20 protein-coding genes are annotated in these 20,945 nt (G+C 73.4%); 11 read left to right on the top strand and 9 right to left on the bottom strand.

Annotation, left to right across the window (positions count from 1 at the left end; all coding sequences use genetic code 11):
• Positions 1 to 90 precede the first annotated feature (90 nt).
• From AB0A74_RS02160 to AB0A74_RS02150, 3 genes are all read left to right on the top strand, one after another.
• Complete coding sequence (locus AB0A74_RS02160) at positions 91 to 1,065, top strand: LysR family transcriptional regulator (protein WP_358247059.1); 975 nt, start codon at positions 91 to 93, stop codon at positions 1,063 to 1,065.
• A gap of 98 nt (positions 1,066 to 1,163) precedes the next feature.
• On the top strand, positions 1,164 to 2,579 hold the full coding sequence (locus tag AB0A74_RS02155) for a S1 family peptidase (RefSeq protein WP_358247058.1): 1,416 nt from the start codon (positions 1,164 to 1,166) through the stop codon (positions 2,577 to 2,579).
• Positions 2,580 to 2,797: 218 nt separating this feature from the next.
• A complete protein-coding gene (locus AB0A74_RS02150) occupies positions 2,798 to 3,247 on the top strand; it encodes a hypothetical protein (RefSeq protein ID WP_358247057.1) in 450 nt (149 codons plus the stop codon).
• A 45-nt stretch (positions 3,248 to 3,292) separates the two neighbouring features.
• On the opposite strand, the gene AB0A74_RS02145 is transcribed toward AB0A74_RS02150, so the two are convergent.
• Complete coding sequence (locus tag AB0A74_RS02145) at positions 3,293 to 4,903, bottom strand: PucR family transcriptional regulator ligand-binding domain-containing protein (RefSeq protein WP_358247056.1); 1,611 nt, start codon at positions 4,901 to 4,903, stop codon at positions 3,293 to 3,295.
• 107 nt (positions 4,904 to 5,010) lie between these two features.
• Here AB0A74_RS02145 and AB0A74_RS02140 point away from each other — a divergent pair, with 107 nt between their 5' ends.
• The 4 genes from AB0A74_RS02140 (at position 5,011) to AB0A74_RS02125 (ending at position 9,239) form a co-directional block, all read left to right on the top strand.
• Entirely contained in the window at positions 5,011 to 6,291 is a 1,281-nt protein-coding gene (locus tag AB0A74_RS02140) for an aspartate aminotransferase family protein (protein WP_358247055.1), read from the top strand.
• Positions 6,288 to 7,778: a CoA-acylating methylmalonate-semialdehyde dehydrogenase gene (locus AB0A74_RS02135; RefSeq protein WP_358247054.1), complete on the top strand. Its 1,491-nt coding sequence runs from the start codon at positions 6,288 to 6,290 to the stop codon at positions 7,776 to 7,778. Before AB0A74_RS02140 ends, AB0A74_RS02135 begins: the two co-directional genes overlap by 4 nt.
• A 184-nt stretch (positions 7,779 to 7,962) precedes the next feature.
• A complete protein-coding gene (locus AB0A74_RS02130; protein ID WP_358247053.1) occupies positions 7,963 to 8,280 on the top strand; it encodes a hypothetical protein in 318 nt (105 codons plus the stop codon).
• Entirely contained in the window at positions 8,277 to 9,239 is a 963-nt protein-coding gene (locus AB0A74_RS02125; RefSeq protein ID WP_358247052.1) for an MEDS domain-containing protein, read from the top strand. Before AB0A74_RS02130 ends, AB0A74_RS02125 begins: the two co-directional genes overlap by 4 nt.
• Before the next feature lie 4 nt (positions 9,240 to 9,243).
• Here the strand turns inward: AB0A74_RS02125 and AB0A74_RS02120 are convergent, their stop codons facing one another.
• The 3 genes from AB0A74_RS02120 to AB0A74_RS02110 all read right to left on the bottom strand — a co-directional run bounded on the left by AB0A74_RS02120 (position 9,244) and on the right by AB0A74_RS02110 (position 13,430).
• Positions 9,244 to 11,304, bottom strand: coding sequence for an elongation factor G-like protein EF-G2 (locus AB0A74_RS02120; protein WP_358247051.1), 2,061 nt, complete (start codon positions 11,302 to 11,304; stop codon positions 9,244 to 9,246).
• A gap of 108 nt (positions 11,305 to 11,412) precedes the next feature.
• Positions 11,413 to 12,477 carry a saccharopine dehydrogenase NADP-binding domain-containing protein gene (locus AB0A74_RS02115; RefSeq protein WP_358247050.1) on the bottom strand — a complete coding sequence of 355 codons (1,065 nt, stop codon included), beginning with the start codon at positions 12,475 to 12,477 and terminating at the stop codon, positions 11,413 to 11,415.
• Positions 12,474 to 13,430, bottom strand: a complete 957-nt coding sequence (locus tag AB0A74_RS02110; RefSeq protein ID WP_358247049.1) for an alpha/beta hydrolase — start codon at positions 13,428 to 13,430, stop codon at positions 12,474 to 12,476. Before AB0A74_RS02110 ends, AB0A74_RS02115 begins: the two co-directional genes overlap by 4 nt.
• A gap of 49 nt (positions 13,431 to 13,479) precedes the next feature.
• Between AB0A74_RS02110 and AB0A74_RS02105 the strand changes: the two genes are divergently transcribed.
• Together AB0A74_RS02105 and pdxS are read left to right on the top strand one after the other, a co-directional pair.
• The gene (locus AB0A74_RS02105) at positions 13,480 to 14,325 is read left to right on the top strand and encodes a PaaX family transcriptional regulator C-terminal domain-containing protein (RefSeq protein ID WP_358247048.1); all 846 of its coding nucleotides are present in this window, start codon (positions 13,480 to 13,482) and stop codon (positions 14,323 to 14,325) included.
• Between the two features lie 121 nt (positions 14,326 to 14,446).
• On the top strand, positions 14,447 to 15,355 hold the full coding sequence (pdxS, locus tag AB0A74_RS02100) for a pyridoxal 5'-phosphate synthase lyase subunit PdxS (protein WP_358247047.1): 909 nt from the start codon (positions 14,447 to 14,449) through the stop codon (positions 15,353 to 15,355).
• A gap of 85 nt (positions 15,356 to 15,440) precedes the next feature.
• Here the strand turns inward: pdxS and AB0A74_RS02095 are convergent, their stop codons facing one another.
• Positions 15,441 to 15,998 carry an XRE family transcriptional regulator gene (locus AB0A74_RS02095; protein WP_358247046.1) on the bottom strand — a complete coding sequence of 186 codons (558 nt, stop codon included), beginning with the start codon at positions 15,996 to 15,998 and terminating at the stop codon, positions 15,441 to 15,443.
• A 57-nt stretch (positions 15,999 to 16,055) separates the two neighbouring features.
• Between AB0A74_RS02095 and AB0A74_RS02090 the strand changes: the two genes are divergently transcribed.
• Together AB0A74_RS02090 and AB0A74_RS02085 are read left to right on the top strand one after the other, a co-directional pair.
• Entirely contained in the window at positions 16,056 to 16,739 is a 684-nt protein-coding gene (locus AB0A74_RS02090) for an AzlC family ABC transporter permease (RefSeq protein WP_358247045.1), read from the top strand.
• A complete protein-coding gene (locus tag AB0A74_RS02085) occupies positions 16,736 to 17,044 on the top strand; it encodes an AzlD domain-containing protein (RefSeq protein ID WP_358247044.1) in 309 nt (102 codons plus the stop codon). The genes AB0A74_RS02090 and AB0A74_RS02085 overlap by 4 nt, the downstream gene beginning before the upstream one ends.
• Here AB0A74_RS02085 and AB0A74_RS02080 read toward each other — a convergent pair.
• The 4 genes from AB0A74_RS02080 to AB0A74_RS02065 form a co-directional block, all read right to left on the bottom strand.
• Positions 17,026 to 17,931, bottom strand: coding sequence for a hypothetical protein (locus AB0A74_RS02080; RefSeq protein ID WP_358247043.1), 906 nt, complete (start codon positions 17,929 to 17,931; stop codon positions 17,026 to 17,028). The two genes, AB0A74_RS02085 and AB0A74_RS02080, sit on opposite strands and share 19 nt — an antisense overlap.
• A 197-nt stretch (positions 17,932 to 18,128) precedes the next feature.
• A complete protein-coding gene (locus AB0A74_RS02075; protein WP_358247042.1) occupies positions 18,129 to 18,497 on the bottom strand; it encodes a DUF6292 family protein in 369 nt (122 codons plus the stop codon).
• Between the two features lie 19 nt (positions 18,498 to 18,516).
• On the bottom strand, positions 18,517 to 20,367 hold the full coding sequence (locus AB0A74_RS02070) for an acyl-CoA dehydrogenase (RefSeq protein ID WP_358247041.1): 1,851 nt from the start codon (positions 20,365 to 20,367) through the stop codon (positions 18,517 to 18,519).
• 38 nt (positions 20,368 to 20,405) lie between these two features.
• The gene (locus tag AB0A74_RS02065) at positions 20,406 to 20,879 is read right to left on the bottom strand and encodes an Lrp/AsnC family transcriptional regulator (RefSeq protein WP_358247040.1); all 474 of its coding nucleotides are present in this window, start codon (positions 20,877 to 20,879) and stop codon (positions 20,406 to 20,408) included.
• Positions 20,880 to 20,945: the final 66 nt, after the last annotated feature.

Genomic DNA, 20,945 nt, shown 5'->3' with positions numbered 1-20,945 from the left:
CCATTGCCACCCCGGGCGGCCCGCCGGGTGGGCCCCGCCGGGTCCCGCCGGCCCTCGACACCCCCGTTCACAGTGCCTACCGTCGGTCGGGTGAAGCTCGAACTGCGGCACCTCCGCGTGGTCTGCGCGATCGCCGACGCCGGCAGCCTGTCCAAGGCCTCCTCCGTGCTCGGACTGGCCCAACCGGCGCTCACCGCGCAGCTGCACCGCATCGAAGGGCTCCTCGGCGGCAAGCTGTTCGACCGCGACCACAAGGGCGCCCGGCCCACCGCGCTGGGCGAACTGGTGCTCGAACGCGCCCGGGTGCTCCTGCCCGCGTTCTCCCGTTTGCAGGAGGACGCGTTGCGCCTGGTGGACGAGGACCAGCCGACCGACCGGTTCCGGGTGGGCGCGGTCAACGGCCCGATGCTCGGCGGCCTGGTGCACCGGCTCACCGAGGCGCACCCCGGCGCGCACGTCGGCACCCAGGTGTCCTGGTCGGGGGAGGAGCTGGCGGCCTCGGTGGCGCAGGGTCGGCTGGACTACGTGCTGGTCGGGGTGTGCGGGGACGCGCCGCCGCCCTCGGAGTACGGCCTGACCTGGAGCGTGGTCGCCGTGGACCCGGTGTGCGTGCTGATCGCCGAGGACCACCCGCTGACCCTGCTCGACGAGGTGCCGCTGTCGGCGCTGAAGGACATGCAGTGGGCCGCGACGCCCGGCGACGGCTGCTTCGGCGACTGCTTCTCCGCCGCGTGCACGCGGGCCGGGTTCACCCCGCGCACGTTGTACGAGGTGGACATCATGGGCTGCATCGACCTCGCGCAGTCCGGTGACGTGATCGCGCTGTGCCAGCCGACGTTCCGCCGCACGCCGGGCCTGGCCGTGCTGCCGATCGCGGGCGTGCCGCTGCGCTGGCGGCACCTGATGGGCTGGGACCCGGAGAGCCCGGCGGCGGCGTTCGGGTCGCAGGTCCTGCGGTACGCGGCCGAGGCCTACCGGGAGACCGCCGAGCGCAACCCGCGCTACACCGGTTGGCTCAGCGACCACCCGGAGTTCGGGGCAGTGCCGCACCACGCGGTCGTCTGACCATCAGCCGTTCTTATGACCGAAGCGGTATTACCGCGAACGGACGGACGCAATTACTTTTCACGGGGAATCCCTGCCTCCCTTCGAGGAGAACCCCCATGTCAAGACTGTTGAGACCGCTCGTCGTCGCGGCGGCGCTGGTCGCCGGCTTCGCCACGGCCCCGGCGTCCGCCGCGCCCGCCGGTCAGGACGCCGAGATCCTGTCGGCGATCCAGCGGGACCTCGGCCTGTCCGCGGACCAGGCCCGCGCCCGGCTGGCCGCCGACTCCGCGTCCAGCATCCAGGCGGCTGACCTGCGCAAACGCCTCGCGGACCGGTTCGGCGGGGCGTGGATCGACGGCTCCGGCACCCTGCAGGTCGCCGTCACCGACGCCGCCGCGCTGCCCGGCGCCCGGGTGGTGGCGCGCAGCGAGCGCGAGCTGGACGCCCTGAAGTCCAAGTTGGACGGTCGGGCGGCGGCCGCGCCCGTCCCCGCGGTCGGCTGGCACGTGGACGTGGCCACCAACTCCGTGGTCGTGAAGTCGCACCCGGCCAAGCTCGCCGCCGCCCGCGCGTTCGTCGCGGCCAGCGGTGTCCCGGCCGCGGCCGTGCGGCACGTGACCACCGACGAGTCGCCCCGACCGCTGATCGACGTCATCGGCGGCAACGCCTACAACATCGGCAGCGGCAGCCGGTGCTCGGTGGGCTTCTCGGTCAACGGCGGCTTCGTCACCGCCGGCCACTGTGGCTCGACCGGGGCCACCACGTCCAACCCGAGCGGCACCTTCCGCGGCTCCAGCTTCCCCGGCAACGACTACGCCTGGGTGCAGGTCGCGGCCGGCAACACCCCGCGCGGCCTGGTCAACAACTACTCCGGCGGCACGGTGTCGGTGGCCGGTTCGCAGGACGCCGCCGTCGGCGCGACGGTGTGCCGCTCGGGTTCCACCACGGGCTGGCACTGCGGCCGGATCCAGGCGCGCAACTCGTCGGTGACCTACCCGCAGGGCACGGTGACCGGCCTGATCCAGACCACCGTGTGCGCCGAACCGGGCGACTCCGGCGGCTCCCTGCTGGCCGGCAACCAGGCCCAGGGCGTGACCTCCGGCGGTTCGGGCAACTGCTCGTCGGGCGGCACCACGTACTTCCAGCCGGTCAACGAGATCCTCCAGGCCTACGGCCTGACCCTGATCACCGGCGGTGGCGGCGACCCCGACCCGCCGACCGGCTGCTCGTCGTCGGAGGCGACGTACAACGGCTCGCTGGCCGCGGGCGGCCAGGCCTACCAGCCCAACGGCAGCTACTACCAGTCCACGGTCTCCGGCGCGCACGTCGGCTGCCTGGCCGGCCCGACCGGCGCGGACTACGACCTGTACCTGCAGAAGTGGAACGGCAGCGCGTGGGCCGTGGTGGCGAAGGCCGACAGCCCGTCGGCGACCGAGTCGCTGACCTACAACGGCACCCCGGGCTACTACCGCTACCGGGTGCACGCCTACAGCGGCTCGGGCTCCTACACCCTGGGCATCACCAACCCCTAGCCTCCAGGGGCTGGTGACCAAGCGGTCCCGCGCCGCCGTCCCCCCGGCGCGGGACCGCTTCGGCCTGTCCACCTCCGCCCGCGCCGGCTCTTCCTCCCCGTTCGGGTGACGTGGCGATACGCAGCGTCAGTCACCCCATCGAGCGGGTGTGGAACCGGCGGGGGCGTGCCGATGTCGGGGAAGTCAACGTGATCGGTCCCCAAAAGGTTAGGAACATCGTGTCTGCACACCGCACCCGCGGAATCCTGCGTGCCGCCGCCCTCCTCGCCGTCGGTGCCTCGCCGCTGATGGCCGGTGCCGGCTCCGCGGCGGCCCAGCCGCTCGACCTCGCCGAGGGCAAGCTGGGTGAAGCGCCGAAGGTCGACCTCGACGTGACCAAGCAGGTGACCGACCTGCTGGAGTCCCAGACCCTGACGCTGCCGTCGTCCCTGCCGGTCGCGCTGCCGGAGGCCTCCGCCGCCCTCGGCTCGGCGCAGCTCCCGGCCCAGGCGCCGGTCGCCGCCGCGCAGGAGCGGAGCCTGACCGACGGGGTCGCGCTGCCCGCGCCCCCGAAGGCGATCACCCCGCCGGAGATCAAGCTGCCCAACGTGCAGAAGCCGGTCCTGCCCGACGTGCCGGAGCTGCCCAACGTCGGCGAGCCGCCGGTGGACGTGCCCGAGGCGGGCTGACGCCCCGCGCGGGGCCGTCCACGAGGACCGGGCGGCCCCGCGTGCTCAGTCGGTCATCTCGCGCACGAGCAGCGCCACGTACAGCGAGAGCACCGACTCCGGGTCCTCCAGCGACACCCCGAGCACCTGTTCGATCCGCGCCAACTGCTGGTAGTACGCCGTCCGCGACAGGTGCGCCGCCGCTGCCGCCGCCGACTTGTTGCCCCCGGCCTCGCAATAGCACCGCAACAGCTCCAGCAACCGGCTGCCCTGGCCCGCGTCGCGCGAGGCCAGCGCTCCCAGCTCGCGCTCCGCGAACGCGCGCACCCGCTCGTCCTCGCGCAACAGGTGCAGCAAGCCACGCAGCCGCACGTCGTCCAGCCGGTGGTAGAGCCGGGTGCCGGGGGAGCGCAGCGCGGCGCCCGCGACGTGCGCGGCCTCGCCGAGGCTGCGCCGCACGTCGGGCACGGCCGACACGGTCGTGCCGACGGCCATCACCACCGGCAGCGCGTGCTGGGTCGCGGCGGCGGACCGGTGGACCTCCCGCGCCAGCCGCCGCAGCACCCCGTCCAGCCCGGCGGCGGGCGGCAGCGAGAGCAGCGCCCGCACGCTCGTGTCGTCCACGACCCCGACCAGCGCGGGCACGGTCACCCGCCGCGTGGCCAGCGCCGTCGCCTCGGCCAGGTCCCGCAGCACCTCCTGCGTGGCCAGCGCCTGCGCGGGCGCCGACGCCGTCCCCGGCCGGATTGCGACCCCGACCAGTTGGCGGCGCTCCACCGGCACGCCCAGCGCGGCGGCCCGCGCGGGCAGGTCGTGCGGCGGGTGCCCCAACAGCTGCGTCAACAGGGTCCGGTGGGTCTGGCGCTCCAGCGACTCCCGGTCCCGCGCCACCAGCCGGTGCACGGCCAGCGCCGACGCGGCCCGCTCGGCGACCACGACCAGCCGGTGCGGCGGCGGTTCCGGCGTCACCACCACCAGCCGGCCCCAGTCGGCCCCGCGCGCCCCGACGACGGTGACCAGCCAACCCGCTCGTTCGTGGTACGCCGTCCGCTCCGGCACGGTCACCGCGTGCGACCGCGCGCCCCAGTCGGCCAGCAGCGCGGTCGGGTCCTGCCCGGCGGCGTCGTAGGCGAGCACCTCGTGCCCGAGGGTCTCCAGCACCACCGGCAGCCCGGACGTGCGGGCCACCTCGCGCAGCACCTCCGCCGGTTCCGCGCCGGCCACGGTCAGCGCGGTGAACGTCTCGTGCACCTGCTCGGCCGCCCGCAGCTCGTCGAGTTGGGCGTCCACGATCAGCGACACCACCGCCTCGGTCACCGCCACGAACCGCGTCTCCCGCGCCAGCGCCACCAGCGGCAGCCCGTGCCGCTCGGCGGCGGCCACCAGCGCCCCCGGCACCTCGTCGCTCCACCGCCGGACCAGCTCCACGACCAGCCCGGACGCGCCCACGGCCGCCAGATCGTCCACGTACTCGCGCAGCCCGGCGTCGTCATCGGGCAGCGCGATCCCGGTGGTCAGGACCAGCTCGCCGCCGCGCAGCAGGTGCGCGATGTCGGCGACCTCCGCGGCGTGCACCCACCGCACCCGCCGCTGCATGCCGGCCGCGCCCGCGAGGACCCTGGGCTCGCCGCGCCGGACGACGGGCAGGGCGAGCGCTTCGGCGACCGTGGGGTACATGGACACAACGTAATGCGATGTCCCGAAAAGCGGTACAGGTTGTGCATGGCGGCGTCGCGCGGTCCCGACCAGACTCCGTGGGCAGGGATGGTGACGAGGAGGACGCGATGTCAGCGACCGAAGGCGATCTGTTGGCCCGGCACCGCGCGGTGATGCCCCGGTGGCTCGCCCTGTACTACGACAACCCGATCGAGCTGGCCAGTGCCTCCGGGCGGCGGGTGACCGACCGTGACGGCCGCGTCTACCTGGACTTCTTCGCCGGCATCCTGACCAACGCGATCGGCTACGACGTGGCCGAGATCAGCGACGCGGTGCGCGGCCAGCTGGCCACCGGCGTCCTGCACACCTCCACGCTCTACCTGATCCGGTCGCAGGTCGAGCTGGCCGAGAAGATCGCCGAGCTGTCCGGCATCCCGGACGCCAAGGTCTTCTTCACCAACTCGGGCACCGAGGCGAACGAGACCGCGCTCATGCTCGCCACCCGGTACCGCCGCAGCGACCAGGTGCTGGCGCTGCGCAACTCCTACCACGGGCGCTCGTTCGCCAGCCAGGCGATCACCGGCAACCGCGGCTGGTCGGCGTCCTCGCTCAGCCCGGTGAAGGTCAGCTGGGTGCACGGCGGCTACCGGTTCCGCAGCCCCTTCAAGGACTGCTCCGACGCCGACTACGTCAAGGCCTGCGTCGCCGACCTGCGCGAGGTCATCGAGACGACCACGGCCGGGGACGTGGCGTGCATGATCGCCGAGCCGATCCAGGGCGTGGGCGGGTTCGCCACCCCGCCGGACGGCCTGTTCGGCGCGTTCAAGGAAGTGCTCGACGAGTACGGCATCCTGTTCGTCTCCGACGAGGTCCAGACCGGGTGGGGCCGGACCGGGTCGCACTTCTGGGGCATCCAGGCGCACGGCGTCACACCGGACGCCATGACCTTCGCCAAGGGCCTGGGCAACGGCCTGGCCATCGGCGGCGTGGTCGCGCGCGGCGACCTGATGGACTGCATCACCGCCAACTCGATCTCCACCTTCGGCGGCAACCCGGTCTCCACCGCGGGCGCGCTGGCCACCCTGAACTTCCTGCTGGACAACGACTTGCAGCAAAACGCCGAGAAGATGGGCGAACGGCTCATCGACGGCCTGCGCGCGATCGCCGAGGGCCGCCCGGCCGTCGGGGACGTGCGCGGCAAGGGCCTGATGGTCGGCGTCGAACTGGTCGGTCCGGGCGGTGAGCCGGACGCGAAGAAGGCGGCCGGTGTACTGGAGGGCGCGCGGGAACGCGGGTTGCTGGTCGGCAAGGGCGGCTTGTACGGCAACGTGATCCGGCTCGCGCCGCCGATGACGGTGACCGAGGACGAGGTCGAGGAAGCGCTGGGCATCCTGGGGGACGTGCTGTGAGGATCACGCACTGGATCGGCGGGAAGTCGTGGAACGGCGAGGGATCGAGGGTGGGTGACGTCTACGACCCGGCGACCGGGCAGGTGGCGGCGCGGGTGGACTTCGCTGACGCGTCCACTGTGGACGAGGCGGTCGCGGCGGCGCGGGAAGCTTTCACGTCCTGGCGCGGCGCTTCTCTGGCGCAGCGGGCCAACGTCATGTTCGCGTTCCGGGAGCTGTTGAACGCCCGCAAGGCCGAGCTGGCCGAGATCGTGACCGCCGAGCACGGCAAGGTGCTGTCGGACGCGGCCGGGGAGATCCAGCGGGCGTTGGAGTCCGTGGAGTTCGCCTGTGGCATCCCGCACCTGCTCAAGGGCGGGTTCAGCGAGAACGCCTCCACGCGCGTGGACGTGTACTCCATCCAGCAGCCGCTGGGCGTCGTCGGCGTGATCTCGCCGTTCAACTTCCCCGCGATGGTGCCGTTGTGGTTCGTGCCCAACGCGATCGCGTGCGGCAACACCGTCGTGCTCAAGCCCTCGGAGAAGGACCCCTCGGCGTCGGTGTTCATCGCGGAGCTGTTCGCGGAGGCCGGGCTGCCCGACGGGGTGCTCAACGTGGTGCACGGGGACAAGGTGGCCGTGGACCGGTTGCTGGAGCACCCCGACGTCAAGGCGGTGTCGTTCGTGGGGTCCACCCCGATCGCCCGGTACGTCTACGAGACCGGCACGCGGCACGGCAAGCGCGTGCAGGCGTTGGGCGGGGCCAAGAACCACATGGTCGTCCTGCCCGACGCGGACCTGGACCTCGCGGCGGACGCGGCGGTGTCGGCCGGGTTCGGCTCCGCCGGCGAGCGGTGCATGGCGATCTCGGTCGTGGTCGCGGTGGACCCGGTGGGCGACGAGCTGGTGGCCAAGATCGAGGAACGCATCGCCGCGCTGCACGTCGGCGACGGCCGGCGACCCGGGTGCGAGATGGGTCCGCTGGTGACCGGCGCGCACCGGGACCGCGTCGTGTCCTATGTGGACGCCGGAGTGGCCGAAGGCGCTTCGCTGGTGGTCGACGGGCGCGGGCACCCGATCGACGGGGCCGCCGAGGGCTTCTGGCTGGGCCCGACCCTGTTCGACCACGTCGGCCCGGACATGTCGATCTACCGCGACGAGATCTTCGGGCCGGTGCTGTCGGTCCTGCGCACGGCGACCTACGACGACGCCCTGGACGTGGTCAACGCGAACCCGTACGGCAACGGCACCGCCATCTTCACCAACGACGGCGGCGCGGCGCGGCGGTTCCAGAACGAGGTCGAGGTCGGGATGGTCGGCGTGAACGTGCCGATCCCGGTCCCGGTGGCATATTACTCTTTCGGTGGCTGGAAGGACTCGCTGTTCGGCGATTCGCACGCTTACGGCCCCGAGGGCGTCCACTTCTTCACCCGCACCAAGGTCGTGACCGGGCGGTGGCTCGACCCGTCCCACGGCGGCGTGAACCTGGGTTTCCCGCAGAACACCTGAGCACCCTTCACACGGCGGCGATCATTCGGTCATCCGATCGGGATCGCCGCCGTGTCGCATATTCAACGCGAATTACCTCCGGTTTGGACCGAAACGCCGCGAAGGGCTAGGGTCCCACGACGTCGTCGGTCCGGTTCGGGTTCGCCGGACTCGTCCGAACGCGAATCCGGCTAGGAGTTCACAGGTGGTCATCGCCCGCCACGGCGACTCGCCCGGTCTCGTGCTGACCGGGATCATCGAGCTGTCGGACCTGGAAAGACTGCGCGCCGCGCTGCTCGACGCGGCGCGACCGGGGCACCCCGAGGTGGTGCTCGACCTCATTGGCGTCCCGTTCCTGCGAATAGCGGAGCTGCGCACGATCGTGACCACGGCACAGGAACTCGCGCACGGTGGCCACCGCCTGCTCCTCCACCTCGCGCCCCACCACGAATGGGCGATCAACGCCGTCGGCTGGGCCGGCGCCCCCGGTCTCGTCCTGGCGAACGGAGACTTGCCGCGATGAGCAACGAGAACTTCCGCCACCACGCGGCGGTGTACGCGGACGACCGGGAATTCCTGGCGATGGCGGTGCCGTTCGTGCGAGGGGGTGTCGAGCGCGGGGAACCGGTGCTGGTCACCACCACGCCGGCGAACTTCGAATTGCTGAGCTCGGCCTTGGGCGGCGCCGTGGAATTCGACTACGCGGAGACGGCGTACTTCGGCCGCCGGCCGCCGGAACGCGCCACCGAATTCTTCCGGTATTGGCGGCGCAAGGCCGCCGAGGCGCCGGTGCGCAACGTCCGCGTGCTGGCCGAACCGCTGTGGGCGGGCCGCACCGAGCGGGACGCGCGGGCGTGGCGGCGCATGGAGTCCGGCCTCAACGTCGTCCTGGCCGACACCAACGTGTGGATGATCTGCCCGTACGACGCGCGGGTCGTCCCCGAGGAGGGCCTGGACCACGCGCTGCGCACCCACCCAGAGCACGTGCGGGGCGAGGAGGTCCTGCCCTCGCCCGCCTACGTCGAGCCCGAGGAGTACGCGCGGGGCTGCGACGCCGCGCCCATGCCGCCGCGTCCGGAGCACGCCAGGGTGCTGCCGCTGCGCGGCGACCCCCACGCGCTGCGCCGGTTCGTCGTGGAGCAGGCGGGCGAGCTCGGCCTGTCCGAGCAGCGCGCGGCGCTGTTGACCGTGGCCCTGGGCGAGGCGTTGCGGTTCGTCCGCGACGACGGTTACGTGGCGCTGTGGCCGAACCAGGGCTCGGTGGTGTGCGAACTGGGCGGCGCGCCCGTCGGCGACCTCGCGCCGTTCGCCGGCTTCACACCGCCCGAGCTGCACCGCCCGGGCGCACCGGGGGAGGGGCTGTGGGTGACCCGGCAGATCTGCGAGACCGTGGACGTGCGCGCCGAGCGCGGCGCCGTGGTGCTGCGGCTCCAGGTGCCGGGCCCGCGGTCGGCGGAGGCCGTGGGCCCGGTTCGCTGGTGAGCGGTCACCTCGCCTGCGCGGCCAGGGACGCGGGGAGCGGGTCGTAGCGGGCGAAGCGGCGGGTGTAGGTGCCGGTGCCCGAGGTCAGGGAGCGCAGTTCGATCGCGTACCGGAGCAGTTCGGTCTGCGGCACCTCGGCGCGGACGACCGTGTAGCCGGCCGTGTCCGCCTCGGTGCCCAGGACCCGCCCGCGCCGGCCGGACAGGTCGCCCAGGACGGTGCCCAGGTGGTCGTCGGGCAGGCGGATGGACACCTCGTCCACCGGTTCCAGCAGTTGGATCCTCCCGTTGGCGGCGGCGTCCTTGAGGGCCAGTGAGCCGGCGGTCTGGAAGGCCGCGTCGGACGAGTCCACCGAGTGGGCCTTGCCGTCCACGAGGGTGACCTTCACGTCGACCACCGGGTAGCCGCCCTGCAACCCGCGGTCCAGCTGGGCCCGCACGCCCTTCTCCACGCTCGGGATGAACTGGTTCGGGATCGCGCCGCCGACGATCTTGTCCACGAACTGGAAGCCCGAACCCCGGGGCAGCGGTTCGACGACGAGGTCGCACACCGCGTACTGGCCGTGCCCGCCGGACTGCTTGACGTGCCGGCCGTGGCCCTTGGACTGCGCGGCGAACGTCTCGCGCAGCGCCACCCGGACCGGTTCGGTGTCCACCTCGGCGCCGCCGGCGCGCAAGCGGGCCAGGACCACGTCCGCGTGCGCCTCGCCCATGCACCACAGGACGAGCTGGTGGGTCTCGGCGTTGCGCTCCAGGCGCAGGGTCGGGTCGCCGGCGACCAGCTTGCCCAGGTTGCGCGCCAGGTTGTCCTCGTCGCTGCGCGAGCGCGGCACGACCGCGACCGGCAGCAGCGGTTCGGGCATCTCCCAGGGGGCCATCAGCAGCGGCTTGTCCGGCGCGGAGACGGTGTCGCCGGTCTCGGCCGAGCCCAGCTTGGTCAGCGCGCACAGGTCGCCCGCCACGCAGTACGGGACCTCGCGCAGGTTCGCGCCCAACGGCGAGTAGACGTGCGCCACGCGTTCGTCGGCGTCGTGGTCCTCGTGGCCCCGGTCGGCCATGCCGTGCCCGGAGACGTGGACGGGCCGTTCCGGGCGCAGGGTGCCGGAGAACACCCGGACCAGGGACACCCGGCCGACGTAGGAGTCCACGGCGGTGCGGACGACCTCGGCCACCAGCGGGCCGTTCGGGTCCGCGGCCAGCCGCGGGTGGGGGATGCCGTCGACGCCGGTGACGTCGGGCAGGTCGTGTTCGAGCGGGGACGGGAAGGCGCGGGCGATGCCGTCGAGCAGCTCCGGCAGGCCCTGGCCGGTCAGCGCGCACACCGGCATGACCGGGTGGAAGGAGCCGCGCGCCACGGCGGTCTCCAGGTCGGCGATCAGGGTCGCCTGGTCGATCTCCTCGCCGCCCAGGTAGCGGTCCATGAGGGTCTCGTCCTCGCTCTCGGCGATGATCCCCTCGATCAGGGCGTTGCGCTGCTCCTCGTAGCGCGGGTCGTCGGTGGTGAGCAGGCCGACCAGGCCGCCGTCGTCGCCGGGCAGGTACAGCGGGACCACGCCCGCGCCGAACGCCTCCTGGCACGCCGCGATCTCCGCCATCACGTCGGCGCGGTGGTGGTCGGTGCGGGCGATCACCACCGCCCGCGGCATCCCGACGGCCGCGCACTCCTCCCACAGCGCCACGGTGGACGCGTCCACGCCCTCCGCCGCGCTCACCACGAACAGCGCCGCGTCGGCGGCCCGCAGCCCGGCGCGCAACTCGCCGACGAAGTCGACGTAACCGGGCGTGTCGATCAGGTTGATCTTCACGTCCCCGTGCTTGACGGGGGCGACGGCCAGGCCGACCGAGCGCTGCTGCCGCACGGCGGCCGGGTCGTGGTCGCAGACGGTGTTGCCCTCGGTGACCGATCCCGCCCGGGTCAGGACGCCCGTGGTGGCGAGCAGGGCCTCGGTGAGCGTCGTCTTGCCGGAGCCGGACGGGCCGACCAGCACGACGTTGCGGACCTTGGCCGGGTCGTCCACAGCGACCGCGCCTGCCGAGTGGGTGTTGTCGGAGGTTTTCGCTGCCATCGTGACCACCCTCCACAAGTGTTTAGTGCTCGATCTCACACCCGTGGCGGCGATGGGACAACCCCAAGTGCCCCGGCAGGAGGAACCCGGCCGGTGGTGCACGCAGGGTCACCGCCGGCCCCGGTGGACGGTGAGGACCGCGTCCGGGTGGTGCCGGGCGAGGTCGTGGAAGAAGCGGTCGGGGTCGATCGCGGCCTCCGGCGGGTGCACGCCCGGCGGCACGGAGTCGAGTTGGGCCAGGGCCAACGCCAACGGCAGCCCGGTCGCCCGCGCCATGTCGTCCAGCAGGGTCGGGTGGTCCAGGCGCGCTTCGACGGCGTGGCCGCCGCCGGTCGCCAGGGCGAAGAAGCGCGGCAGGGTGCCGGGGCCCGCGGGGTGGCGGGCCAGCGACCGCAGCACGCGGCCCGGGGTGGGGCGGACCAGGGCGCGCGCGGCGGTGTCGGGGGTCAGCCGGCCGGTGTCGATGTCGTGGCGCAGCACGTCCAGGTAGGCGATCGTGGCGGCCGGGGCGACCATCAGGGTGGTGGCCGCGCGGGGGCGGAACGTGGTGTGGAAGGTCAGCGGTTCCGGGTGGCCGACGGTGTGGGCGGTGCCGGCGGCGCCGCTGGGGAGCGTCAGGTCCAGCGGGCGCAGGGGTGGCCGCTCGGTGATCGCGCCGCGTTCGACCACCGCGATCCGGCCGCTGATCTGGAGCATCCAGTGCACGAGGGCGGCGGTGGCCGCGGGATCGCCGTCGCCGTCGGCCGGCCAGGCGGTGTGGACCTCGTCCACTTCGGTCAACTCGCGCGCGGCCAGGGCGGCCAGGAGGTTGCTCGCGCCGGGGCTCGCGCCCATGCCGACCACCGCGCGGACCCCGGCCGCGCGGGCGGGCCCGTCGAGGGCGAGCAGGTCGCGCGTGGGCTGCCAGTCGTCGCAGATGTCGAGGTAGTGGGTGCCGGTGTCGATCGCGGCCCGCAGGACCGTGGTGCCGTAGCGGTAGAAGGGGCCGACCGTGTTGAGGACGACGTCGGCGTCCTTGAGCAGGTCCCGCAGGGACTCGTCGTCGGTGACGTCCACGCGCGTGCCGCCCGCGCGGTCGGCGATCACCACCTCGCGGACCTGCGGCAGGTTGGCCGCGACCCGGGCCGCCACCGCGCCCGTCGCGCCCGCGCCACCCAGCGCCACGACCCTCATCGGACCCGCTCCAGGAACCGGACCTGGTCGTCCAGGACGCCCGGGGCGAACAGCGCGCGCGGGGCGGCGACGGCCGTGGCGGCGAGGACGAGGTCGTTGGTGTCGCGGGTCAGGCCGTGGGTCGCGTTCGGGTAGCGGTGGACCTCCAGGTCGCCGATCAGCCGGCGGTAGGTGGTCTCGGTCTCGGCGATGTCCACGTTGCGGTCGTGCTCGCCCAGCAGGAGCAGGACCGGGGCCTGCACGCGGGCCAGGTCGGCGGTCGCGTCGGACCGGTGGTTGGCCAGCACGAACCGCCAGCGGTCCGGGGTCATCTCCTGGTCGCCGGTGGCGTCCTTGTACTCCTCGAAGGAGACGCTGCGGCGGACCAGGTCCAGCCGGGTCTCGCGGCGGGCCAGAGCCGCTTCGGGGTCTTCGCCCGGCGGCAGTTCGGCCAGCAGGTTGTAGCGGCCCTGGCGCAGCCAGTTCACGGCCGTGCCCACGGCGATCACGAACGCCACGTCGGTGTCGGCCGCCACCGCGGGCATGACCCAGCCGGCCTGGCTCGCGCCCCACAGCCCGATGCGGTCCGGGTCCACCTCGGGTCTGGTCCGGGCCCAGGCGAGCGCCCGGCGCACCTCGTCGGCGCGGTGGGCCATCGTCTGGTGCAGCCAGTTGCCCGGCGCGCCCGCCACACCCGGCTTGTCCCACGACAGCGAGGCGTACCCGGCGCGGGCGAAGGCCTCCCACAGCGGGCGGTAGAAGGTGTCGTGGGTGGCGTCCACCGGGCCGTCGCCGTGGACGAACACCACCAGGCCGTGCCGGTCGCCGGTCTCCGGGCGGGCCAGGACGGCGCGCAGGTCGCCGATCTCCACCCGTTCCTCCCGGAGCGCGTAGTCGTGCTGGTGGACCACCCACCCCGTGGCGACGAGCGCCAGGACCAAGAGCGCCGCCAGCACCTTCGCGAGCCTCTTCATGCATCCCCCAAACTATCGTTCTCGCTACGAGCGTAGTAGATTTGAACACATGGATGTGGAGGTGCCCACCAGGACGGTCGTGGAAGCGCTGGTCAGGCCGGACGGGACGGTGGACGCGGGGGAGCTGTACGACGTCGCGGGCGCGCTCGGGATGTCGGACCAGCAGGTGCGGCTGTGCCTGAAGCGACTGGTGGCCGAGGGGAAGTTCAGCCAGGACGGGCGCGGGCGGCGGGCCGTGCTGCGGATGACGCCCGAGGCGTTGCGGGCGGCCGAACCGGACGTGGAGTTCGTGCGGTTCATGTACCGGCAGGACGCGGGGGAGGTGACGTGGGACGGCGTGTGGCACCTGGTGGCGTTCGGGGTGCCGGAGTCGCAGCGGCCCGCGCGGGACGCGTTGCGCGACGCGATCGTGCGGTTCGGCGGTGCGGCGCTGCACGGCGGGCTCTACGTGTCGCCGCACGACTGGGAGGAGTTGGTCGAGGGTGAGGCGTCACGGCTGGGGGTGACGGACTCGGTCACCTTCCTGACCAGCGCGGACCTGCGGGTCGGGACCGAGCGGGACCCCGCGGCGCTGGCCGCGCGGCTGTGGCCGGTGGCCGAGGTCGCCGCCCGGCACGAGCGGTTGGCCGAGGTGGCGCGGGTGCGGTTGCGGCTGCTGGGCGAGGAGCCGGACCGCACGGCGTTGTTGCGCATCGCGGTCGAGGTGGCGGCGGAGTTCACGCGGGCCGTGGAGCCGGACCCGTTGCTGCCGCCGGAGCTGCTGCCCCGGCCGTGGGCGGGCGCGCGGGCGCGGGCGCTGGTCGCGCGGTGCTGGGCGGCGCTGGACCGGCGGTCGGACGAGCTGCCGGCCCTCTTCCAGACCTACGCGGGTGTGATCCGCTCGGACGTGGTGTAGGCCACTACCTGCGGCGCAGCGTCGAGTGGCCTGCCGAAAACGTGTCGGAGTGGCCTTCTTGGAGGGTCCACGTCGCACGTACGATCGGCCTGTTCGACTCCTCGACTTCGAAAGGTTCGCCGTGACCACTGAAACCGACTCCGGCACCCACGCCACCGGCACCTCCCGCGTGAAGCGCGGCATGGCGGAGATGCTCAAGGGCGGCGTGATCATGGACGTGGTCACGCCCGAGCAGGCCAAGATCGCCGAGGACGCCGGCGCGGTGGCCGTCATGGCGCTCGAACGCGTGCCCGCCGACATCCGCGCGCAGGGCGGCGTGTCCCGGATGAGCGACCCGGACATGATCGACGGCATCATCAACGCCGTGTCGATCCCGGTCATGGCCAAGGCCCGGATCGGCCACTTCGTCGAGGCCCAGGTCCTGCAGTCGCTGGGCGTGGACTACATCGACGAGTCCGAGGTGCTGACCCCGGCCGACTACGCCAACCACATCGACAAGTGGCAGTTCACGGTGCCCTTCGTGTGCGGCGCGACCAACCTGGGCGAGGCCCTGCGCCGCATCACCGAGGGCGCGGCCATGATCCGGTCGAAGGGCGAGGCCGGCACCGGCGACGTCTCCAACGCCACCACCCACATGCGCAAGATCCGCGCCGAGATCCGCCGGCTGCAGAACCTGCCGACCGACGAGCTGTACGTGGCGGCCAAGGAGCTGCAGGCGCCGTACGAGCTGGTCCGCGAGGTGGCGGAGGCCGGCAAGCTCCCGGTCGTGCTGTTCACGGCGGGCGGCATCGCCACCCCGGCCGACGCGGCGATGATGATGCAGCTGGGCGCCGAGGGCGTGTTCGTGGGCTCGGGCATCTTCAAGTCCGGCAACCCGGCGCAGCGCGCGGAGGCCATCGTCAAGGCGACGACCTTCTACGACGACCCGGACGTGATCGCCAAGGTCTCGCGCGGCCTGGGCGAGGCCATGGTCGGCATCAACGTCGACGAGATCCCCCAGCCGCACCGGCTGGCGGAGCGCGGCTGGTAGTCCCACGCCGTCCCGCACCGCGGCCCCGGCACCCGCCGGGGTCGCGGTCGCGTTTCCCGGAGTGTGCAGGCCGTGGGGCCCATGCCTAGATGTGCTCCATGATCAGCACGACCGAGGTGTTCGGCTCCAGCGCCTGGGCCTTGTGCGGCACGTCGCCCGGGTACATCGCGTAGTCGCCCGGTCCCAGTTCGACCAGGTCGCTGTTCGGCCCCGTCAGCACCCGACCCCGGCTGACGATCGCGTGCTCCACCGTCCCCGGCATGTGCGGCTCCGACTCGCGGGGGTTGCCGGGTTCCAGGTCCAGCACGTAGATGTCCCGCCGCGCCCCCGGTGGGCAGGACGCCAGCAACGTCGCCGTGTAGTGCGCGCGCTCCGAGTAGATCGCAGGGCCCTGGCCGGCGCGGATGACCTGGACGCGCGTCGTCGGCGGGTCCACCAGGCGGCTGAAGGGCACGCCCAGGGCCACGCCCAGCGCCCACAGCGTCTCCACGCTCGGGTTGCCCGTGCCCGCCTCCAACTGCGACAGCGTGGACTTCGCGATCCCCGCCCGCTTGGCCAGCTCGCTCAACGACAGCCCCACGCGGTCGCGTTCGCGGCGCAGGGAAGCCGCGATGACCTCCAGCGGCGCACCTGTGTTCGGCATGACAGTCCAATCGTTCGCCTTGACGAACGGCCCGACAACCGTTCATCGTGGAAGACGATGCGTTCGATATGGCGAACTCTAGACCCCGAGCTGCTGCGTGACGTCGCCGCGGTGGCCGCCGGCGCCGCGGTCAACGGCGCCTCCTTCGGCGCGATCTCGGTCGCGGCCGGTCTGCCCTGGTGGCTGCCCGTGGTGATGTCCCTGCTCGTGTTCGCGGGCGGCGCGCAGTTCATGGCCGTGGGGATCGTGGCCGGCGGCGGCAGCCCGGCCGCGGCGGTGTTGGCCGGGCTCGTGCTCAACGCCCGGCACCTGCCCTTCGGGCTCGCGGTCGGGCACGTGCTGGGGCGCGGGCTGTTCGCCCGGCTCATCGGCAGCCACCTGCTCATCGACGAAACGGTCGCGTTCGCCCTCGCCCAGCGCGACCCGGCGAAGGCGCGGGCCGCCTACTGGTCGTGCGGCGTGGCGCTGTTCGCCGCCTGGAACCTGGCCGTCGTGGCCGGCGCCCTGGTCGGCCAGGCCATCGGCGACCCGGGCGCGTTCGGCCTCGACGCCGCGTTCCCGGCGGCCCTGCTGGCCCTGACCCTGCCCGCCCTCAAGGACCGCCGCACCCGCGATGCGGCCCTGCTCGGCTCGGCCGTCGCCCTGGCCACGACCCCGTTCCTGCCCGCCGGACTGCCGGTCCTGCTCGCGCTGGCCGGCCTGGCCGTCGCCGTGACCACCCGACAGGAGGCCCGCGCGTGACCCTCACCGCCGTGCTGGTCCTGGCCGTCGGCACCTACGCCTTCCGCCTGGCCGGCCCCCTGCTCCGCGACCGCCTCCGGCTGCCCGACCGGGTCAAGGAGCTGATGTCGATCAGCGCGACCGTGCTGCTGGTCGCCCTGGTCGCGACGTCCTCGCTCACCAGGGGCCAGGGCTTCGCGGGCTGGGCGCTGCCGGCCGGCGTGCTGGTCGGCGGGCTCGCCGCCTGGCGGAAAGCGCCCTTCGTCGTGGTCGTGGTCCTCGCGGCGGCCACCACCGCCGGCCTGCGCTACCTCGGCGTCGACTGAACGGGCACCAGCCACGGCCGCAGCTCGACCGCGTCGTCCACCTGCGCCAACCGCTCCCGCAGGGCCGGCGTCACCGCCACCAGCTCGACCCGCACGACATCCGCGCCGCCCACCGCGTACACGCCGTTGGCCGGGTCGGCCATGAGCGGCAGCACGACCCGGTCCACCCGTTCCCGCAACGACTTCTGGTCGGCCAGGCTCATCCGCCCCACCGCGTCCACCACGCACAGGTTGCCCGCGTACCGGCTGCGCAGCGCGTTCCCGGCGGCGGCGACGTCACCCTTCACCACCTCCACCACGACCACCTCCGCGGACGCCGCGTACGCCACCGACGGCATCCGGAACCGCTCCGGGTGCTCCTCGGCCACGTACCGCTGCAACGCGGCCCGGTCGGCGGTCCCCGGCGAACGCCACCCGGACGCGGGCGGGGCACAAGGCAGCGGGACCGCCTCCACCTCCGGCCGCACGGCCGGCGTGTCGCGAGCGGTCACCGCCAACGCGCCCGACCGCCACACCCCGGTCAACGCGACGAGCGTCCCGTCCGGCACCGGTTCGAGCCCGGTGACCTCCACGCCGAACACGCACTCCCGGGACGCGCCGGCACCCGAGACCGGCGCGGGCGCGCAGAACCGCGGTGGACGCCCCGGACGCGCCTCCACCCGACCGGTCGCCCGGACCGCGTCCCCCTCGACCACCACCAGCCGGTCCAGGTCGGGCACGGGCGCGGCACTGGCGAACGCCGCCGCGTCGGTGGGCGCGGCGACCACCGGTGGGGAGGAAGGGCTGGACGCCACCGCGTAGACCGCACCGGCCACCACGACCGCCGCCCCCGCGAACACCGCCACCGACGCCCACCGCGACGCGCCGCGCGCAGCCCCCTCGTCCACGTGATCCCCCGATCACTGCGGGTGGACGACCCTCCACCCACAGCGATCGTCGCAGCCGCCGCGGCCACGCGGAACGGCCGAACGGGTCGAACCCGAACGCCGCAACCCGCACCCCGCCGAGCCCGGCACTCCGCCGAGTCCGGCACTCCGCCGAGTCCGGCACTCCGCCGAGCCGGGACCCGGCCCGAGCCCGTGCCTCAGTCGGCGTACGGTCGCAGCCGCACGGCCAGCGCCTGCCGGTTGCCCTTGGCCGTCGGCTCCGTCCCGCCGGACCCGCCGGCCAGCACGTCGGCCACGAACCGCGCCACCTCGCGGGGCGGCGGGACCACGGGATGGCCCAGGTGGGCCAGCACGACGGGCGTCTCGAAGGGCGCCGTCTCCACCGCGATCGACCAGCCGTGGACGTCGCTCCACACCAGCATCAGGTCGCGCTCGGTGCCCTCGGTGAGCGCCAGGTACGCGGTGACGGTGTCGCTGACCTCGTACTCCGTGCCCTCCGGGGGAACGCCGACCTGCTGGGCGACCGCGCGCACGTACCCGGCCAGACCTTCGGTCAGCTCGTCCATACGGGCCATTGTGGCCTCCTCACGCGATGATCGGAGCCCCCGACCACGACTCCGGCACGCCGAACGCGTCCACCAACCGCCGCGCGTCGGGCCGCACCAGCCGGCACAGGTCGTTCACCGCCTGGGTCACGGCCTTGGCGCGCGCCGGGGTCAGCCGCCCGTGCTCCAGGAACCACGCCCGGTCCGCCTCGATCACCGACAACGCGTACAGGTCGCACACCCGGTCCACCAGCTCGCGCGTCGACGGGTCCGCGCACCGGTCCACCGCCGCCACGAACGCCTCCAGCACCACCCGGTCCACGTGCGCCCGCGCCGCGTGCAGCACGTGGTCCTGCGCCGCGTTGAACACCTCGAACGCGTTGTCCGCCGTGGCCCGCCGCAACCGCCGCGCCAAGCCCTCCAGCACGTGCCGCTCGCGGTCCTCGAACTGCCGGACCTGCCAACCCCGGTCCAGCAACGCGTCGGAGCTGCCGCTGACCAGCCGGTCGATGATGGCCCGCGCGGCGGTCCGCTCGATGACCACGCCCACGGCCTGGTCGGCGACGAACCGCGCCATGCCCCACGGGTCCAGGTCGCCGACGTGGTCGCGGTAACTGGTCAGCAGGCCCTTCGCGACCAGTTGCAGCAGCACGGTGTTGTCGCCCTCGAACGTCGTGAAGACGTCCGTGTCCGCCTTGAGCCCGGCCAGCAGGTTCTCCGACAGGTACCCGGCCCCGCCGCACGCCTCCCGGCACGCCTGGATGGTGGCGGTCGCGTGCCAGGTCGCCACCGCCTTCAGCCCGGCGGCCCGGGACTCCAGCTCGCGCTGCGCCCGGTCGTCGGACACGTCGTGCAGCGCGGACACCAGCTCCTCCTGCGCGAAGTGCAGCGCGTAGGAGGTGGCCAGCGCGGGCAGCAGGCGGCGCTGGTGGGCCAGGTAGTCCAGGACCACGACCTCCTCGCCGGTGTCGGGCCGGGTGAACTGCCGCCGCCGCTCGGCGTACCGGACGGCGATGGTCAACGCCTTCTTCGTCGCGCTGCCCGCGCCGCCGGCGACGCTGATCCGCCCGCGCACCAACGTCCCCAGCATGGTGAAGAACCGCCGGCCCTCGCCTTCGATCGGGCTCTCGTACGTGCCGTCCGGGTGCACCTTCCCGTACCGGTCCAGGAGGTTGGCCCGCGGCACCCGCACCCGGTCGAAGGTCAACCGCCCGTTGTCGACGCCGTTGAGCCCGGCCTTCGGCCCGCAGTCCTCGATCCGCACGCCCGGCAGCGGGTCGCCCTCGGCGTCGCGGATCGGCACCAGCAGCGCGTGCACGCCGTGTTCCGCGCCGCCGCTGACCAGTTGCGCGAACACCACCGCCATCCGCCCGTCCCGCGCGGCGTTGCCGATGTAGTCCTTGCGCGCCGACGGGTCCGGGGTGTGCACGACGAACTCGTCGGTCTCCGGGTCGTGCGTCGCGGTGGTGCGCAGGTGCTGCACGTCCGACCCGTGCCCGGTCTCCGTCATGGCGAAGCAGCCGGGCAGGTCCAGGTTCATGATCGCGGGCAGGTGCTCGGCGTGGTGCCGCTCGGTCCCCAACGCCTGCACCGCGCCGCCGAACAACCCCCACTGCACCCCGGCCTTGACCATCAACGACAGGTCGCCGTACCCGAGCACCTCGAACGCCACGACCGACCCGCCGACGTCGTCCTGGCCGCCGTGCTCGGCCGGGAACCCGATCAGCGGGTGCCCGCCGTCGGCCAGCGCGCGCATCTGGTCCAGCACCCACGCCCGGTACTGATCGCGGGGCAGCTCGCCGGCCGGCTCCAGCTTGCCCAGCAGTTCCAGCGAGGTGCGCCGCAACGTCGCCCAACGCCCGTCCAGCAGGTCCCGCAGTGCGTCAGCCATGCCCATACCTAACACACCGCGCGGCGTGTCGCCGTTCGTCACGACCAGGTGCCGCGCCCCTCGACCGGCGGCACGGTGTGCTTGCGGACGTGCTGGAACAGCAGGTTCGTGTGCAGTTCGCTGACCTCGCGGCGGGTGGTGAAGCGGTCCAGGACCAGGCGTTGCAGGTGGGCGGTGTCGGCGACGGCGACGTGCACGAGGAAGTCCTCGGGGCCCGCCACGTGGGACAGGGCCAGGACCTCCGGCAGCGACAGCACGTACTCCATGAACGGCTCGACGATGGCCCTGGTGTGCGGGCGCACGCGGACCGCGATCACCGCCTGCACCGGGCGGCCGATGGCGGCCAGGTCCACCTCCGCGTGGTAGCCGGTGATCACGCCGCGCTCGCGCAGCGCCCGGTGGCGGACCACGCACGTCGACGCCGCCACGTTGACCCGGTCGGCCAGGTCCTTGTTGGGCAGCCGCGCGTCGTTCTGCAGCTCGCGCACGATGGCCGCGTCTATCGAATCCATTGCGGTGAACTCCCTTGTCCGCCGAACGGCCTGCGGAATCAGGGCCGTCGCGCCGAGGATAAGGCG

This window comes from Saccharothrix sp. NPDC042600 (assembly GCF_040647305.1).
Classification (GTDB): domain Bacteria; phylum Actinomycetota; class Actinomycetes; order Mycobacteriales; family Pseudonocardiaceae; genus Actinosynnema; species Actinosynnema mutabilis.
Note: the sequence above shows the minus strand (reverse complement) of the source record. Positions and strands in the feature narration are given on the sequence as shown.